Source organism: Pseudescherichia sp. L3 (genome assembly GCF_024656065.1).
GTDB lineage: Bacteria > Pseudomonadota > Gammaproteobacteria > Enterobacterales > Enterobacteriaceae > Pseudescherichia.
In genome coordinates this window covers 2,336,425-2,352,487 of sequence record NZ_JANKYC010000001.1, presented here as the reverse complement: position 1 = coordinate 2,352,487, position 16,063 = coordinate 2,336,425, and the positions used below count along the sequence as shown (strand labels likewise).

Sequence of the window (16,063 nt, the reverse complement as noted above, 5' to 3'; positions counted from 1 at the left end):
AAATCCTTTCTAACGAGAGTAACGCGTTGAAACGCTGGCCTGCATTTCCCCACTCCCTGCGACAGCTTGTCATTATGGCGTTTTTGTTGGTTCTGCTGCCGCTGCTGGTGCTGGCCTGGCAGGCGTGGCAAAGCCTGAACACGCTCAGCGCCCAGGCGGCGCGCACCAACCGAACCACGCTTATCGATGCCCGGCGCAGCGAGGCGATGACCAACGCGGCGCTGGAGATGGAACGCAGCTACCGGCAGTACTGCGTGCTTGACGATCCCACTCTGGCGCGGGTCTACCAGAGCCAGCGCAAACGCTACAGCGACATGCTTGATGCCCACGCTGACGTGCTGCCGGATGAGCGACTCTCCCAGGCGTTACGGGAGGATCTCAACGCCCTTGCCCAGCTGCAGTGCCACAACAGCGGCCCCACCCAGGCGGCCTCCACCAGCCTTGAAGCCTTCGCTGCCGCCAATACCGAGATGGTGCAAACTACCCGTAAAGTGGTGTTTAACCGCGGGCAGCAGCTTCAGCAGGAGATTGCCGCCCGCGGTCAGTTCTTTGGCTGGCAGGCGCTGCTGCTGTTTCTGGTCAGCCTGGTGCTGGTGCTGCTCTTTACCCGCATGATCATCGGCCCGGTGAAGGGGATTGAGCGAATGATCAACCGGCTTGGGGCAGGGCAGTCGTTGAACAGTCGGGTGGCCTTTAAGGGACCGCGCGAGCTGCGCTCCGTCGGCGAACGCATCATCTGGCTCAGCGAGCGGCTGGCGTGGCTGGAGTCTCAGCGCCATCAGTTTCTGCGCCATATCTCCCACGAGCTGAAAACCCCGCTGGCCAGCATGCGGGAGGGCACGGAGCTGCTGGCCGACGAGGTGGTGGGGCCACTCACGGCGGAGCAAAAAGAGGTGGTCGATATTCTGGACGGCAGTAGCCGCAACCTGCAAAAACTGATCGAGCAGCTGCTGGACTACAACCGCAAGCTGGCCGATGGGGCAGTAGAGCTGGAGACGGTAGCCATTACACCGCTGGTCGAGACGGTGATCTCCGCTCACAGTTTACCGGCACGGGCTAAAATGATGCATACGGAGATCGCGCTGAAGGCGGAGAGCTGTCTGGCGGAGCCGGTGCTGTTACTGAGCGTGCTGGACAATCTCTACTCTAACGCGGTGCACTATGGCACTGAATCCGGTAACATTCTTATTCGTAGCTATCCGCACGGCACGCGCTTGCGTATAGAGGTCACCAATAGCGGTACACCTATTCCGCAGGCCGAGCGGGAGATGATTTTCGAACCTTTCTATCAAGGTAGCCACCAGCGAAAAGGCGCGGTAAAAGGCAGCGGGTTGGGTCTGAGCATCGCCAGGGACTGTATTCTGCGCATGCAGGGTGAACTGCAGCTGGTCACCAGCGATGAAGCGGGCGTCTGTTTTCGCATTGAGCTGCCGCTGGCTGGATCGGATAAAAGCTAAATGAATCTATATCAGGTAACTATGTCGCATATTTTGAGTCGCGTTGTGAAAATGATTTCGCAGCATTCCACGTTGCCTGTTGGCTTAACCTGCCTGCTGCTGGCGGGCTGCGCACCTGACGCCCCCCTTAAACCGGTGAATAAAGTTCAGCAAGAGAAGCTTCCCCAGCATCAGCTGGCCGATTTTCTGTCAACGCCCTGTGATAACGTCTGGTCGCTCACCGGGCAGGCCGTTGAGTCGAATCCACTCTACTGGCTGCGCGGCATGGATTGCGCGGAGCGCCTCTCGCCGGTAATGGCACGTGCCGAAGCCAGGCGCTGGCCGGATGACACCTGGCAGTCTACCTTCAAGCGCGGCATTCTGCTGGCCAACGCCAAAATTACCCCGCTTGAGAGACGCGCCTTTACTACGCGGATGGACACCCTCAGCCCGCAGCTGCCAATGCAGGTGCGGACGCTGTTCCAGGTGTGGCGCGACGGTCAGGCGACGCAGCTTCAGCTGGCAGAGGAGCGTTCGCGCTATGCCAAGCTTCAGGAGTCACGGGACAGCGATCTGGAGGCGTTACGTCAGCAGCAGCAGCATCTGCGCGAGGAGCTGGAGATCACCTCGCGTAAGCTGGAGAACTTAACTGACATTGAGCGGCGGCTCTCGACGCGCAAACCTGGCGGGGCGGAGCTCCCCGACAGCACCCGTCCGGCACAGCCGGATGCCCAACAGGAGGAGGTTAAGCCATGATGACGCCGCGTAAACCTGCCCATCTGCTGCTGGTGGATGACGATCCCGGCCTGCTGAAGCTGCTGGGCCTGCGCCTGACCAGCGAAGGCTATAGCGTAGTGACCGCCGAAAGCGGCCAGGAGGGGCTGCGCGTGCTGGCGCGGGAGAAGGTCGATCTGGTGATCAGCGACCTGCGGATGGACGAGATGGACGGCATGCAGCTGTTTGCCGAGATCCAGCGCGTCCAGCCGGGCATGCCGGTGATCATCCTCACCGCCCACGGCTCGATTCCCGACGCCGTTGCTGCCACCCAGCGCGGGGTATTTGGCTTTCTCACCAAGCCGGTGGACAAAGATGCGTTGTATAAAGCTATCGACGATGCCCTTGAGCATGCGGCCCCCGCCAGCGACGAGACGTGGCGGGAGAATATCATCACCCGTAGCCCGGTGATGCTGCGCCTGCTGGAGCAGGCGCACATGGTGGCCCAGTCCGACGTTAGCGTGCTGATCAGCGGCCAGAGCGGAACCGGCAAGGAGATCCTTGCCCAGGCGATCCACAACGCCAGCCCGCGCGGCAAAAATGCCTTTATTGCCATCAACTGCGGCGCGCTGCCGGAGCAGCTGCTGGAGTCGGAGCTGTTTGGTCACGCGCGCGGGGCCTTTACCGGTGCGGTCAGCAGCCGGGAAGGGCTGTTCCAGGCGGCAGAGGGCGGCACGCTGTTTCTCGATGAGATTGGCGATATGCCTATCCCACTTCAGGTCAAGCTGCTGCGCGTATTGCAGGAGCGCAAGGTGCGTCCGCTGGGCAGCAATCGCGATATCGATATCAACGTGCGGATCATCTCTGCGACCCACCGCGATCTGCCAAAGGCCATGGAGCGGGGTGAATTTCGCGAGGATCTCTTCTACCGCCTGAACGTGGTCAGCCTGAAGATCCCGGCGCTGGTGGAGCGGGCAGAGGATATCCCCCTGCTGGCCAACCACCTGCTGCGTCAGTCGGCCAGCCGGCATAAGGCATTTGTGCGGGCCTTCTCTACCGACGCCATGAAACGCCTGATGACCGCCTCCTGGCCGGGCAATGTACGCCAGCTGGTGAACGTCATTGAGCAGTGCGTGGCGCTCACCTCCTCGCCGGTGATCAGCGATGCGCTGGTGGAGCAGGCGCTGGAGGGGGAGAACACCGCGCTGCCAACCTTTGCTGACGCCCGGAACCAGTTTGAGCTTAACTATCTGCGCAAGCTGTTGCAGATCACTAAGGGCAACGTCACCCACGCCGCGCGGATGGCCGGGCGTAACCGCACCGAGTTTTATAAGCTGCTTTCTCGTCACGAGCTGGACGCCAACGACTTTAAAGAGTAGGCCGCACACGCACGTGAAATATGGTAGTGTGAGCAATCGATTACGACGCTGCTGACAGGCAAAAGAATTAGGGGATCACCGTGAAAAAGATTGATGCGATTATTAAACCTTTCAAGCTGGATGATGTGCGTGAGGCGCTGGCTGAAGTCGGCATTACCGGGATGACCGTCACCGAGGTGAAAGGCTTTGGTCGCCAGAAGGGCCACACCGAGCTGTACCGTGGCGCGGAGTACATGGTGGATTTTCTGCCGAAGGTAAAAATTGAGATCGTGGTGACGGACGATATCGTCGATACCTGCGTGGATACCATTATCCGCACGGCGCAGACCGGGAAAATCGGCGACGGTAAAATTTTCGTTTTCGACGTGGCGCGCGTAGTACGTATCCGTACCGGCGAAGAGGACGACGCGGCTATCTAAAGAGTCCGCAGGCTTACCCCAGCCCCCTTTGCGCGGGGCGGGGTAAGCGAGATCTTAGAGAACCTTGTGCGGACCGAAACACTCGTAGTGGATGCGATCGGCATCAACCCCAAGCGCAATCAGCTGTTTCGCCGCAAACTGCATAAAGGCTACCGGGCCGCAGAGGTAACACTGCATCGCCGGGTCGCTAAACGCCCCCTCCAGCTTGCTTAAATCCATCAGCCCTTCGCTATTAAAGCGTGCTGCGCTGCGATCTGCCTCAGTGGGAATACGATACCAGGTGTGCGCCTGGAAGTGCGGCAGCTTACTGCCCAGGGCGGCAACCTCATCTTCAAAGGCGTGCACCTCGCCGCTCTCGGCTGCATGGTACCAGTTCACCTGGCCTTGATGCTGCGCGCTGGCGAGGGTATCCAGCATGGCCAGCATCGGGGTCTGACCTACGCCAGCGGAGATCAGCGTCACTGGAGCCTGCGCAGGCACGTCGAGGAAGAAGTCACCCGCCGGAGAAGCCAGCTGAACCACGTCGCCGACGCGCGCCTCGTCGTGCAGCCAGTTGGAAACCTGACCGCCTTGCTCACGCTTCACGGCGATACGATACCCTTTACCATCGGCCTTGCGGGTCAGGGAGTACTGGCGGATCTCCTGATGCGGGAAACCGTCCGGTTTCAGCCAGACGGCGAGATACTGGCCTGGGCGATACTCGGCCACCGGCTGGCCGTCGACCGGCTCGAATTCAATGCTGGTGATCAGCGCGCTGCGCGGCGTTTTCGCCACGATGCGGAAGGGGCGGGTGCCTTCCCAACCGCCGGGCTGGGTAGCGTGGGCTTTATACAGCTCGGCTTCGCGGTTGATGAACACGCCCGCCAGCACGCCGTAGGCTTTGCCCCACGCCTCCAGCACCTCCTGACCCGGGCTATACAGCTCATCAAGGGTTGCCAGCAGATGTTCACCGACAATGTTGTACTGGTCAGGTTTGATCTGGAAGCTGGTGTGCTTCTGGGCGATCTTTTCTACCGCAGGCAGCAGCGCCGGGAGATTCTCAAGATTACTGGCATAGGCAGCAATGGCGTTAAACAGCGCTTCACGCTGGTCACCGTTGCGCTGGTTGCTCATGTTGAAAATCTCTTTCAGCTCCGGATTATGCTTAAACATGCGATCATAGAAGTGCGCCGTTAGCTTTGGGCCGGTCTCAACAAGCAGGGGAATAGTGGATTTTACGGTTGCGATAGTTTGAGCATCAAGCATTGCCTTTTCCTTATTGATCATTTCTATAAGTTGCATTATAAATGCATCTTATAAAAGTTCCCCTGCATTGTAAATGGTTAATAGCGTATTTAGGTTGCGTCGCGATGTCATGAAATATTTGCACGATATACCTGAAAAGAAATCGTGATTACAGGGGAGGATACTTATGGGACAAACCCTTGTGCCACGGGGAGCCAATCGTTTGCGTAAAAACCCATGTCAAGACCTGTTATCAGAAAATGGATCGGTTATACTGGTCGCCGGTGCCCCGAGGGCCATTGAAAATTACCGTTAGCTGAGTCAGGAGATGCGGATGTTAAAGCGTGAAATGAACATTGCCGATTATGATGCCGAGCTGTGGCAGGCGATGGAACAAGAGAAAGTACGTCAGGAAGAGCACATTGAGCTGATCGCCTCCGAAAACTACACCAGCCCGCGCGTTATGCAGGCACAGGGTTCTCAGCTGACCAACAAATATGCCGAAGGCTATCCGGGCAAACGCTACTACGGCGGCTGCGAATACGTCGACGTGGTTGAGCAGCTGGCTATCGACCGCGCTAAAGCGCTGTTTGGCGCAGACTACGCTAACGTTCAGCCGCACTCCGGCTCCCAGGCTAACTTCGCGGTCTACACTGCGCTGCTGCAACCGGGCGATACCGTTCTGGGTATGAACCTGGCGCAGGGCGGCCACCTGACTCACGGCTCCCCGGTTAACTTCTCCGGCAAGCTGTACAACATCATCCCTTATGGTATTGATGAGTCAGGTAAAATTGATTACGAAGACATGGCGAAGCAGGCTAAAGAGCACAAGCCGAAGATGATCATCGGTGGCTTCTCCGCTTACTCCGGCGTGGTTGACTGGGCAAAAATGCGTGAAATCGCAGACAGCATCGGTGCTTACCTGTTCGTTGATATGGCGCACGTTGCGGGTCTGATTGCCGCAGACGTCTACCCGAACCCGGTTCCGCACGCGCACGTTGTGACCACCACCACCCACAAAACCCTGGCGGGTCCACGCGGCGGTCTGATCCTGGCGAAAGGCGGTGATGAAGAGCTGTACAAAAAACTGAACTCCGCTGTCTTCCCAAGCGCGCAGGGCGGCCCGCTGATGCACGTTATCGCGGCAAAAGCGGTGGCACTGAAAGAAGCGATGGAGCCAGAGTTCAAGGTTTACCAGCAGCAGGTCGCGAAGAACGCCAAAGCGATGGTGGACGTGTTCCTGAACCGTGGCTACAAAGTGGTTTCTGGCGGTACTGAAAACCACCTGTTCCTGCTGGATCTGGTTGATAAGAACCTGACCGGTAAAGAAGCTGACGCTGCCCTGGGCCGCGCCAACATCACCGTGAACAAAAACAGCGTGCCAAACGATCCGAAGAGCCCGTTTGTGACGTCCGGTATCCGTATCGGTTCTCCGGCTGTGACTCGCCGCGGCTTTAAAGAAGCGGAAGTGAAAGAGCTGGCTGGCTGGATGTGCGACATTCTGGACAATATCAACGACGAAGCCGTCATTGAAAGCACCAAAAAGAGAGTGCTGGATATCTGCGCCCGCTTCCCGGTTTACGCATAATCCTTCCAGAATGTGAAAAAGGCCGCTGATGCGGCCTTTTTTATTGAAGTTTAAAAGAATATTAAATGCTTCCTTTAATGACACCACACGCAATCATAGAAATAAACGCTATTAAAGAAATATAGAAATCGATAATAAACCAATATTTAAGTTTTGGTGGCAATTGCTTCATAAATAAAACATCATCCACTTTGCTGTGAATAGATTTTTTTCCGAATATCAATGGGCGTAAAATAAAGCTGTTTTTTACTGCGTAACCAGCAGCAAAGCCAAACGGACTACACTCTTTCAGGATTGAAACAGCTAATGGTAGCTCTCCAAACTCACGCTCATATAAATCGCAAACTTCATTGAACCTACTTTTGCTAAATATTGCCATTAAAATTGTCAGAAAGCAGCAGGTCAGGAAAATTGACCCTAAAACTAATGCCAATACATCGCGTAAGTTATTCATTTATTATTTGCCCACTAATTTTTTCACCAGTCCATTCACCGATTGCTCCAAATAGCTTATCACCTTTATATGCTGCCGTTCCTGTAACCGCCAGGGAGCACGTGAGAGCCAGAATTCCCCCAGCCTCAATACTTAATCCTCCTAAAACGACCGCACATCCGGCATCCGCTATCTCCGATGTTAAAATTTTAGTGGCAGCTATGCCGCCTCCTAACCCGCCGGCAAACTCCCCCACTGATGCAAACGTCGTTTTCTTGCATTCGCGTCCTGTAGTACAGGCATCATAGATTTTTCCAGCTGCATTAAGAGCATTCAGACCGATCCCGACTCTGCCGAAAACTTCCATCGCCTTAACAATTTTGGCAGCCTTTTCAATATGCGTGGCGTAGTTCTCAATATCACCCACACCGGTTTCGTTCCACCGGTGTGTAATGGCGTGAGTGGAAAGGCCTAATGATGTTTTCAGGCTTTCATATTGATTAAATATGAAACGTTTATTCATGAATGCTTTTAATATGCTGTCGAGTTGAGCCAGCAGTTGACGGCGCTGAACATAAAACTCCTCCCCGATAAGCGCACCCTGGGTGATATAGGCATTTTGATAGGTTGTCTGAATTTGTATTAACAGTTGCTCTATACGCTCAAAATAGCCTTTTGCCGCTTCTGCAATACTCCCTACTGCATCCCTTCCGGTTCCCGATGCATCAAGGGCTGCGGCAGCCATTGCCAGTACATCACGGTTTTTGTGCAGAAACCTGGCCTGCTGGTGGCTGAGTGGTGCCAGTGCCGCATCAACCCGTGCTTTTGCGGCTTTCATATGGGCTATCTGCCGATCATTCTGTTTTTCAGGATCGACAATTAATAGAAGAGAACCTGCTTTATATTCCTCTGAACCATTCAGCGAATGATAAAGGGCTTTTGTACCGGGTACTGATTCGTCATTGAATAACCATGATTCATAACCTTTAGCCGTTGCGCCATAGGGAAGAATACAGTAACCCGCATCAACAGGAGTATGGGGCTTCTTAGACTGTGTTGTAATAGGTACTGGTGAAGGAGGTGTCTGAGGAGGGACTTTAGCTGTCTGCGCAAACTGAATGGGTTGAGGTTGATTCACTATCCTGGTACTTTGCAACCCACCCCTACCTACAGGCCCGGCAGGGGATATAAGGCGATTTGAACCAGGAGGGCAGCCACACGTAACCACAGCACTATTCCCCGCAGCGCATCGCCCATGAAGAATGACGAATGGAATATTACCGATAAGTTCACCGACCTGACCGCAGGCCGGACACGAGGTTGTTTTATCCCCATGTCGAAGTGCGCCTATTTCCTCAGTACTGAAATTCGGTAAAGAACTTATCGCATATGAACCTGTTGTCGTACGGTCGCCATCAAGTCCTTGTGGTATGCCATTCCATATAGCACGGTTAGTTGCCATTATTTTGCCCCTCATGCTCAGGTGTATGAGATGGCCTGTTAAGTTGAGCCAGCAACTCAGATGTCAGCTCATTATTATAGTGCTTTGCCACATAAAACCCCTTTATCAATAAGGATAAAAATCAGGGTAATAATAACGCCGACAGGTGATGTTATTCAAAAAAAGTAACGGCCCTGCAAGCCGCATTAACGTTATGATTATTCTGTTACTTACATTAAATTACCGTCTGTAACCAGATAACAGAAAGTCGCCTGAGTAGCAGTCATAAAAAATCCGGAAATGAGTGAGCATTTCCGGATCGTAACCGATTGGCATTATGTCCAGGGTAGCTTTTTTGCGTCAGGTCATGCACTAACCTGTAGGCCCGGCAAGCAACGCGCCGCCGGGCAATTCACTGCTTGCTGCAAACGCCGGGCGGCGCTTCGCTTGCCCAGCCTACAAAACCCGCAAAAACAGTGGCTGTGAGCGTGTTACCGCTCGCTGCGCAGCGTAACGCCCACGTCGCCGCCGGGATGCACTGCCAGCAGGCTCTCTTTTGAATACCCACTCTCGCTCATCAGGCAGGCGCAGGCGGCATCAAAAATCGCCAGCGCCAGCACGATGGAGGTGGTTGCCAGCATGTTCAGCGGATCGATCTCACGCTGCACGCCGGTAGAGATCACCAGCCGCGAGGCGTGAGCAATCGCCGAATCAGCATTCTCGGTCACGCTAACCAGCGGCACGCTGCGGGCCGCAAGCCCTGGCAGCAGGCGCGTCAGCTCGTCAGAGTTCCCCCCGCGTGAGAGCATGATCATCAGGTCATCGGCGCGTAAAAAGCCCAGATCGCCGTGGGCCGCGTCGGTGGCGTTCAGGTAGATCGCTGGGCGCTCTACGCAGGCCAGCATATGGGCAATCTTACGCGCCGCGATGCCGGAGGTACCGACTCCCGTCACGACAATCTTGCCTTTGCAACCGCGCAGTTCGGCCAGCAGCGCCTCCCACTGCGGCTCGCTGAGGTGCTGACCGAGTCCAGCCAACGCCTCGCTATAGATATCCCAGGCGGCGGTTGCCTGCTGCCACGATGAGCTCATGCGCCCTCCTGCATCAGCTGGCGGTACTTCATGTGATCCTCATACATCGCGTGGAACACCTTGTACTTGCGGTCGTAGTACTGCTTGATCTTATTGGTCTGCGGCGTGACGGTCTTACCGATCCGGCTCATGGCCGACATCGCCTCCGGGAAGGTTTCGAACACGCCCGCCGCAAGCGTGCCCATCATCGCACCGCCGAGCAGCATGGCTTCACTCTCTTCCGGCAGCAGCATCGCGCAACCGGTAGCGTTAGCGTGCTCCTGCACAAAGATCGGGTTCTTGGTGCCGCCGCCGCTGGCCATAATGGTGTCGATGGTATAGCCAGTCTGATTCATAGTCTCAATAATGTGCCGGGTACCGAGGGCAATCGCCTGAATAGTTGCCAGATAGTGCAGGGCCATATCCTCCGGCGTACGGGAGAGCTTCAGACCGCTAATCACCCCGGTTAACGTCGGATTAGCGCGCGGTGAGCGGTTGCCGTGGAAGTAGGGCAGAATATGAATATCGCGGGTCAGGAAAGCGATATCCTCCGGCTCGCCGGCCATCTTGCGCAGCAGGGCGTTGAGTATTTCATAGATGGTCTGCCCCTGGGTTTTAGCCTGCGCCAGCAGGGTTTCGTAGCAGGGGTGAGACTGAATAATATGGTCGATCAGCGCCCCGGTCGCCGACTGGCCGCCTTCGTTAAGCCAGTAGTCAGGCAGCACCGCCGAGTAGTAAGGCCCCCAGACGCCGCCGATAAAGCGCGGCTGCTGGGAGATCGCCATATGACCCGTCGAGGTACCGCCAATCAGCGCCACGCGGCGATCGAAATCCGCTACTTCGCCAGAGACGCCGCTGGCTCCCAACGTGCCGAGGGTACCCGCATGGGCATCGATAATTGACACGCTCACCGCGGTGCCGGGGATCAACCCCATCTCACTGGCGGCACGCTGCGTCAGGCCGTGGCCGAGCGGTTCGCCCATGGTTTTAACGTAGCGGCCAATTTTCTCCGCGTCGTGCTCAAGCAGATCCTCGAGCCCAATCTGGCGGAAATAGCTGCCGTCCCACTTATCCTCGTGGCCCATGTAGGTCCATTTGCAGACCGTAGAGCAGAGCGAGCGTGTATCGTCATCCGTGGCGCGCCAGGTAAGGAAATCCGGCAGATCAAAATAGTAACCCGCGTTGGCCCAGGTATTCGGCATGTGCTGCTTCAGCCACAGCAGCTTCGGGGTCTGCATCTCCGGGGAGATAATTCCCCCGACGTAGTCCAGCACGCGATGGTGCAGGGCGTTGATGCGATCGGCCTGGGTAATGGCGCGGTGATCCATCCAGACGATAATATTTTGCTCGCTGCGCCCGGAGGGGCTGATCGTCAGCGGCTTACCCTCTTTATCCAGCACCACCAGCGAGCAGGTAGCGTCGAACCCCAGGCCTTTCACCTGAATGGGATTGATATCCGCCTGATTCATCGCATCGCGCACCGCGTTGCACACCATCTGCCAGATATTGTCGGAGGACTGCTCAACGAAATCAGCCTGCGGACGATACATTTCAATGGCCCGGCTGGCCTGGCTGACCATTCTGCCGTTAAGATCAAACACGCCCGCCCGGGCGCTCCCTGTGCCTACGTCCACACCAATGAAGTAACTCGCCATAATTTGTTCTCCTGACATCAGGCTTTACGATTCTGTAATGCGATAAAGAGGATCAGCACGGCACCCCACAGTGCCATGGTCAGATAACTGCTGATCCCCAGCAGATTAAAGCCACTTTCCAGCATCTGCAGTACGACGAGAGCCAGCACCAGGCCGACAATGCGGCCAAATCCGCCGTCGGGGTTAATGCCGCCCAGCACCGAGGCGAGAATAGTCACCAGCAGATAGGATTCGCCGTAGCCAGCCTTTGCTGAGTTGAATTTCGCCATCATCAAAATGGCGGCGACCCAGCCGAGCAGGGCAGAGATGACATACACTGCAATCTGCACGCGGACGGTATTCACGCCGCTGTAGCGGGTGGCCTGCTCGTTAGAGCCCACCAGGTAGAGGCTGCGCCCGAGGGTGGTGTGCTCCAGCAGAACCCACAGCAGCACCGCCACCAATAAGAAGAGCAGCAGCGCCACGGGGATGCCCACCACGGTGGCATTGCCGAGGAACTGGATCGCTGCCGGGAAGCCGGAGATCACCGTCCCGTTAGAGAGCAGTATATTGAGGCCGGAGATCAGCGTCATGGTGCCGAGCGTAGCGAGGATAGGCGATACCCCCACCCAGGCGATCAGCGCTCCGTTCAGCGTGCCGATCGCTACCGCTACCGCCGCCCCGGCCAGCAGGGCCAGCGCCAGAAATAGCGGATTATCCGGATGGCTGACGATCACCGCCGCCATCACCAGCGAGCAGGCGTTAGCGCCAGCGATAATCGACAGGTTAATGCCGCCGGTGAGCATGGTGATGCCCATTCCCAGCGCCAGCATACCGAGGATCGGCAGCTGCGAGGTGATGGACTGGAAGTTAGCAACGCTGAAGAAGCGGCTGCCCAGCAGCGCCGAGAAGACCACGGCAACGACGATAATGATCACGCACTGCAGGCGGATGATGGCATCACCGGGTAAGAGTCGTGCGATTGCTTTCATCTTAAAGCTCCCTTGCGAGTTTGCGTTTTTCATTCCACGCCGTGGCGCTGATGCTGACCAGGATAATGACGCCGCTGAATACGGTGTGCCAGTAAGAGGAGACGCTCAGCAGCGTCAGGCCGTTTTGCAGAAACGCCAGCAGCACAACCCCCAGCAGCGTGCCGGTTAAGGTGCCGCGTCCACCGCTCATGCTGGTCCCGCCCAGCACTACCGCCGCCAGCACCGTCAGCTCATAACCGAGCAGCGAGTTGGGGGCAACGGACTGGGTGATCTGCGCCTGCACCACGGCGGCGACCCCGGCGAGAATGCCCATGTAGCCGTAGACGTAGAAGTGCAGCTTCACGAGATTCAGCCCCAGACGTGAGGCCGCGTCGCGGTTGCCGCCCATGGCGTAAATCTGGCGCCCGAGGCGGGTAAAGTTCATCAGTACGGCGGTAAAGAGAATGACCGCCGCCAGGCAGAGCAGGGGCAGGGTCAGGCCGTAGTCGTAGCCGTCGGCGGCGGTAAACGACAGCCAGTTGATGCCGTTCATAAACCAGTCCGGGAAGCCATACAGCCAGGTACCTTTGGTGGCGTAAACCAGCAGGCCGTAGTAGACGTTAAGCGTCGCGATGGTGATGATAATCGCCGGGACCCGCAGCCAGTAGACCAGAAAACCATTGATCAGCCCGAGCAGCAGCCCGACGGCCATTGCGATCGCCAGCGCGAGGGCAAAGTTGCCGCCGTGGCCGATCACCCAGCTTGCCATTGCATACTGGGCAATGGCGGTCATGGCCGGGAAGGAGATATCGATCCCGCCGGAGATCAGCACCACGAACAGGCCACAGGCGAGGATCCCGAGGATCGCGTAGCTGGTGGCGACGTCCGTCAGGTTACCCAGCGAGAAAAACTCGTCGGTGCTGATGCTCAGCCCGACCGCCAGCGCTACCACCAGCAGCCCAAGCCAGAACTCATGTTGCCCGACCAGGCGGGAAAGTCTGTTATTCATGGATCACCTCAACCACTTCAGCAATCTCCTGTTCCGTACAGCGATGCGGATTAAACTCTGCGACCAGCTTGCCGCGGCGCATAACCAGCACGCGGTGGCTGTTGTAATAGGCTTCCGGGATCTCATCGCAGATCATCAGCACCGCCATCCCCTGTTCTGCCAGGTCGCGGGCGATCTGGTAGATACCCTCTTTATTGGCGATATCCACCCCAACGGTGGGGGAGTCGAGGATCAGGATACGCGGATCCGTCGCTACCCATTTCGCAATAGCGATCCGCTGAGCGTTACCGCCGGAGAGCGTTTTCACCGGCAGATGCGGATCGGAGACTTTGATATTCAGGTTGCGGATTAGATCGGCCACTAGCTTTTTCGCCTTGCCGTGATCCAGCAGGCCGCCGCGCGAATGCAGCTTGTCGAATACCGTGACGATGGTGTTGTCGTAGATCGACTGCTCCATGATCAGCCCCTGGGTCAGGCGATCCTCTGAGACGTAGCCGATCCCGTGCTTAATGGCGTCATGGTTATTGCGCAGGGTGACCGGCTTGCCGTTGATGCGCATCTCTCCGCTCTCCGGGTGGGTCATACCGAACAGGCTCAGACACAGCTCGGTGCGCCCGGCACCCAGCAGACCAACGATAGAGACAATCTCACCGCTGCGCAGCGACAGGTTGATGTTCTGGTATTTTCCCCGGCGGCTTAAGTTACGCAGCTCCAGCATCGGCTCCTGCTCGGCAGACGGTTTTTCCGGCAGCGGGCTGTAGTGGAAGCGCTGGCCGGTCATCAGGAATGCCAGTTCGTGGCTGTCGAGTTGGCTCGCCGGATACGTCCCCACCAGCTTGCCGTCGCGCATGACGCTGATGCGATCCGCCACTTCCATCACTTCGTCGAGGCGGTGGCTGACGAATACCACGCAGATCCCGGCGGCTTTCAATTCGTTGACTACCCGTAGCAGGCCGTTTACCTCCTGGCGGGTGAGGGAGGCGGTTGGCTCATCCATAATCACCAGCCGGGCATCGGCGGCGATAGCGCGACAAATCGCCACCAGCTGACGGTCGGCAATAGAGAGTTTCTCGACCTTTTTATCGGGATCGATGCTGACGCCGATCCGCTGCATGGCCGCCAGCGCCTGCTTGCGCATCGCGCCGCGCCGCACCCAAACGTCTCCGCCCGGCAGATAGCGGTTAACGGCTATGTTTTCGGCCACGCTGAAGTTAGGAAACAGGGAGAGATCCTGGTAGATAACCTGAATGCCGTAGTGGGCAGAGAGCTGTGGCGTCAGATGGTGGAACAGTTTGCCGTCGAGCTGGATCTGCGCCCCTTTTTCCGGGTGATAGACGCCGGAGATCACTTTAATAATGGTGCTCTTACCGCAGCCGTTCTGCCCTGCCAGACAGTGAACTTCACCTTTCTGTAGCGTCAGGTTCACGTTATCCAGCGCCAGCACGCCCGGGAATTGCTTGCTGATATTCTCAAGAGTGATAAATGCGGTGGTGTCGGCCATGGACAATACCCCTGCGAGCGCCCGTTTGGGCGCTTAAGTCGTTTTGTTCGAGTGTGCCGGCCAGACGGCCGGCGTTGAGGTTCCCTGGTGTAGGCGGAGAGCCTTAGAAACCGAGCGACTGTGCGTTATCTTTAGTGACTTCGAGGATCTTGTTAAAGCGGATCACTTTCTTCTCCATGTCGACATCGGCTTTCCCTAAACCGTCGATGGTCAGATCGGACGTGACTTCTTTACCCTTCAGCAGCTGGTCGGCAACGGTCACCAGCGCATAGCCTGCATCTTTCGGATCCCACAGCAGCGCTTTCTTGATATCGCCGCGCATCAAATAAGGTGCAGCCTGGGCTGGCATGGCGATACCCACCACGGCCACTTTCTCTTTCGCCCGTTTCTTCTGCACCGCCTGGCCAGCACCGATAGGGCCGAGGGAGCCGAAGCCGATCACCCCTTTCATCTGCGGATAGGTTTTCATCAGGTCCAGAGTCGTGGAGTAGGACTTGTCGATGCTCTCGGCTACCGGCAGGCGCGAGGTCACCTCAAACATATCCGGGTATTTCTCTTTCTGATATTTAATGGCGTAATCGGCCCAGGCGTTATGCAGCGGCACCGTCAGGGAGCCAACGTAGATGGCGTAGCCGCCTTTGCCGCCCATATCTTTTGCTAGCTCATCGACGTTGGCCTGCGCATACTTCTCGCTGTCGATGGTTTCAATATCCCACTGACCAATCTGCTGATCCGGTGACTCATGGGTCAGCACCACGATGCCTTTATCGCGGGCTTTTTTCAGCACAGGCTCCAGCACTTTAGCGTCGTTCGGTACCACGATAATGGCGTTAACGTTTTTGGCGATCAGATCCTCAATCACCTTCACCTGCTGGGCCGGATCCGGCGTTGAAGGGCCGGTCTGGTAGGCGTTAACGTCGAGCTTTTTCGCCGCCTCGTTGACGCCGGTTTCCATACGGTTAAACCACGGAATGCCGGTCACCTTGGCGACCACGGCAATTTCATACTTCTCCGCTGCAACCGACGTACCGGACACCATGCATGCAGAAATCAGGGCTGCGCTGAGCAATGCGAGTTTGAATTTCATAGTTCTACCTTTTTTAGGGACCGAGGCATGTCACGAGGGGAAGATTAGCAATGAAGGGAAGGGGAAACGTATCGCAGAAATTTGAAGTGTGATCTGTGCACGAAAATGTAAATGTAAGGATAATTTTAGGTTAAAATAAGGTTAAATATCAATAATG

Annotated in this window: 14 protein-coding genes; 5 read left to right on the top strand and 9 right to left on the bottom strand. The window is 56.7% G+C overall.

Annotation, left to right across the window (positions count from 1 at the left end; all coding sequences use genetic code 11):
- The first annotated feature begins 26 nt into the window (after nt 1-26).
- The 4 genes from qseE to glnB all read left to right on the top strand — a co-directional run bounded on the left by qseE (nt 27) and on the right by glnB (nt 3,948).
- A complete protein-coding gene (gene qseE / locus NR795_RS11390) occupies nt 27-1,457 on the top strand; it encodes a two component system sensor histidine kinase QseE/GlrK (RefSeq protein WP_186370578.1) in 1,431 nt (476 codons plus the stop codon).
- Nucleotides 1,458-2,192 (top strand): two-component system QseEF-associated lipoprotein QseG, encoded by a 735-nt coding sequence (gene qseG, locus NR795_RS11385; protein ID WP_257758236.1) that lies wholly within the window; start codon nt 1,458-1,460, stop codon nt 2,190-2,192.
- Nucleotides 2,192-3,529 carry a two-component system response regulator GlrR gene (gene glrR / locus NR795_RS11380; protein WP_257758298.1) on the top strand — a complete coding sequence of 446 codons (1,338 nt, stop codon included), beginning with the start codon at nt 2,192-2,194 and terminating at the stop codon, nt 3,527-3,529. Before qseG ends, glrR begins: the two co-directional genes overlap by 1 nt.
- 80 nt (nt 3,530-3,609) lie before the next feature.
- A complete protein-coding gene (gene glnB, locus NR795_RS11375; protein WP_002438074.1) occupies nt 3,610-3,948 on the top strand; it encodes a nitrogen regulatory protein P-II in 339 nt (112 codons plus the stop codon).
- 54 nt (nt 3,949-4,002) lie between these two features.
- Here glnB and hmpA read toward each other — a convergent pair whose 3' ends face one another.
- Complete coding sequence (hmpA, locus tag NR795_RS11370; RefSeq protein WP_257758235.1) at nt 4,003-5,193, bottom strand: NO-inducible flavohemoprotein; 1,191 nt, start codon at nt 5,191-5,193, stop codon at nt 4,003-4,005.
- Nucleotides 5,194-5,506: 313 nt separating this feature from the next.
- On the opposite strand from hmpA, the gene glyA reads away from it, so the two are divergent.
- Nucleotides 5,507-6,760: a serine hydroxymethyltransferase gene (gene glyA, locus NR795_RS11365; protein ID WP_144818136.1), complete on the top strand. Its 1,254-nt coding sequence runs from the start codon at nt 5,507-5,509 to the stop codon at nt 6,758-6,760.
- 61 nt (nt 6,761-6,821) lie between these two features.
- Here glyA and NR795_RS11360 read toward each other — a convergent pair whose 3' ends face one another.
- The 8 genes from NR795_RS11360 to NR795_RS11325 form a co-directional block, all read right to left on the bottom strand.
- Entirely contained in the window at nt 6,822-7,214 is a 393-nt protein-coding gene (locus NR795_RS11360; protein WP_257758234.1) for a hypothetical protein, read from the bottom strand.
- On the bottom strand, nt 7,207-8,655 hold the full coding sequence (locus NR795_RS11355; RefSeq protein WP_257758233.1) for a PAAR domain-containing protein: 1,449 nt from the start codon (nt 8,653-8,655) through the stop codon (nt 7,207-7,209). Before NR795_RS11355 ends, NR795_RS11360 begins: the two co-directional genes overlap by 8 nt.
- Before the next feature lie 470 nt (nt 8,656-9,125).
- Nucleotides 9,126-9,725 (bottom strand): SIS domain-containing protein, encoded by a 600-nt coding sequence (locus NR795_RS11350; RefSeq protein WP_257758232.1) that lies wholly within the window; start codon nt 9,723-9,725, stop codon nt 9,126-9,128.
- Nucleotides 9,722-11,359, bottom strand: a complete 1,638-nt coding sequence (locus tag NR795_RS11345; protein WP_144818138.1) for an FGGY-family carbohydrate kinase — start codon at nt 11,357-11,359, stop codon at nt 9,722-9,724. Before NR795_RS11345 ends, NR795_RS11350 begins: the two co-directional genes overlap by 4 nt.
- Before the next feature lie 17 nt (nt 11,360-11,376).
- Nucleotides 11,377-12,330 (bottom strand): ABC transporter permease, encoded by a 954-nt coding sequence (locus tag NR795_RS11340; protein WP_103818843.1) that lies wholly within the window; start codon nt 12,328-12,330, stop codon nt 11,377-11,379.
- A gap of 1 nt (nt 12,331) precedes the next feature.
- Complete coding sequence (locus tag NR795_RS11335) at nt 12,332-13,318, bottom strand: ABC transporter permease (protein ID WP_144818140.1); 987 nt, start codon at nt 13,316-13,318, stop codon at nt 12,332-12,334.
- Nucleotides 13,311-14,819, bottom strand: coding sequence for a sugar ABC transporter ATP-binding protein (locus NR795_RS11330; RefSeq protein WP_257758231.1), 1,509 nt, complete (start codon nt 14,817-14,819; stop codon nt 13,311-13,313). The genes NR795_RS11335 and NR795_RS11330 overlap by 8 nt, the downstream gene beginning before the upstream one ends.
- A 103-nt stretch (nt 14,820-14,922) precedes the next feature.
- On the bottom strand, nt 14,923-15,906 hold the full coding sequence (locus NR795_RS11325; protein WP_042389020.1) for an autoinducer 2 ABC transporter substrate-binding protein: 984 nt from the start codon (nt 15,904-15,906) through the stop codon (nt 14,923-14,925).
- Nucleotides 15,907-16,063 lie beyond the last annotated feature (157 nt).

Bases quoted from the DNA above. Each gene is read 5' to 3' on its own strand.
- hmpA (WP_257758235.1), bottom strand. From the start codon at position 5,193: ATGCTTGATGCTCAAACTATCGCAACCGTAAAATCCACTATTCCCCTG.
- glrR (WP_257758298.1), top strand. From the start codon at position 2,192: ATGACGCCGCGTAAACCTGCCCATCTGCTGCTGGTGGATGACGATCCC.
- NR795_RS11355 (WP_257758233.1), bottom strand. From the start codon at position 8,655: ATGGCAACTAACCGTGCTATATGGAATGGCATACCACAAGGACTTGAT.
- NR795_RS11335 (WP_144818140.1), bottom strand. From the start codon at position 13,318: ATGAATAACAGACTTTCCCGCCTGGTCGGGCAACATGAGTTCTGGCTT.
- NR795_RS11345 (WP_144818138.1), bottom strand. From the start codon at position 11,359: ATGGCGAGTTACTTCATTGGTGTGGACGTAGGCACAGGGAGCGCCCGG.
- NR795_RS11325 (WP_042389020.1), bottom strand. From the start codon at position 15,906: ATGAAATTCAAACTCGCATTGCTCAGCGCAGCCCTGATTTCTGCATGC.
- qseG (WP_257758236.1), top strand. From the start codon at position 1,458: ATGAATCTATATCAGGTAACTATGTCGCATATTTTGAGTCGCGTTGTG.
- NR795_RS11330 (WP_257758231.1), bottom strand. From the start codon at position 14,819: ATGGCCGACACCACCGCATTTATCACTCTTGAGAATATCAGCAAGCAA.
- NR795_RS11350 (WP_257758232.1), bottom strand. From the start codon at position 9,725: ATGAGCTCATCGTGGCAGCAGGCAACCGCCGCCTGGGATATCTATAGC.
- glyA (WP_144818136.1), top strand. From the start codon at position 5,507: ATGTTAAAGCGTGAAATGAACATTGCCGATTATGATGCCGAGCTGTGG.
- NR795_RS11360 (WP_257758234.1), bottom strand. From the start codon at position 7,214: ATGAATAACTTACGCGATGTATTGGCATTAGTTTTAGGGTCAATTTTC.
- NR795_RS11340 (WP_103818843.1), bottom strand. From the start codon at position 12,330: ATGAAAGCAATCGCACGACTCTTACCCGGTGATGCCATCATCCGCCTG.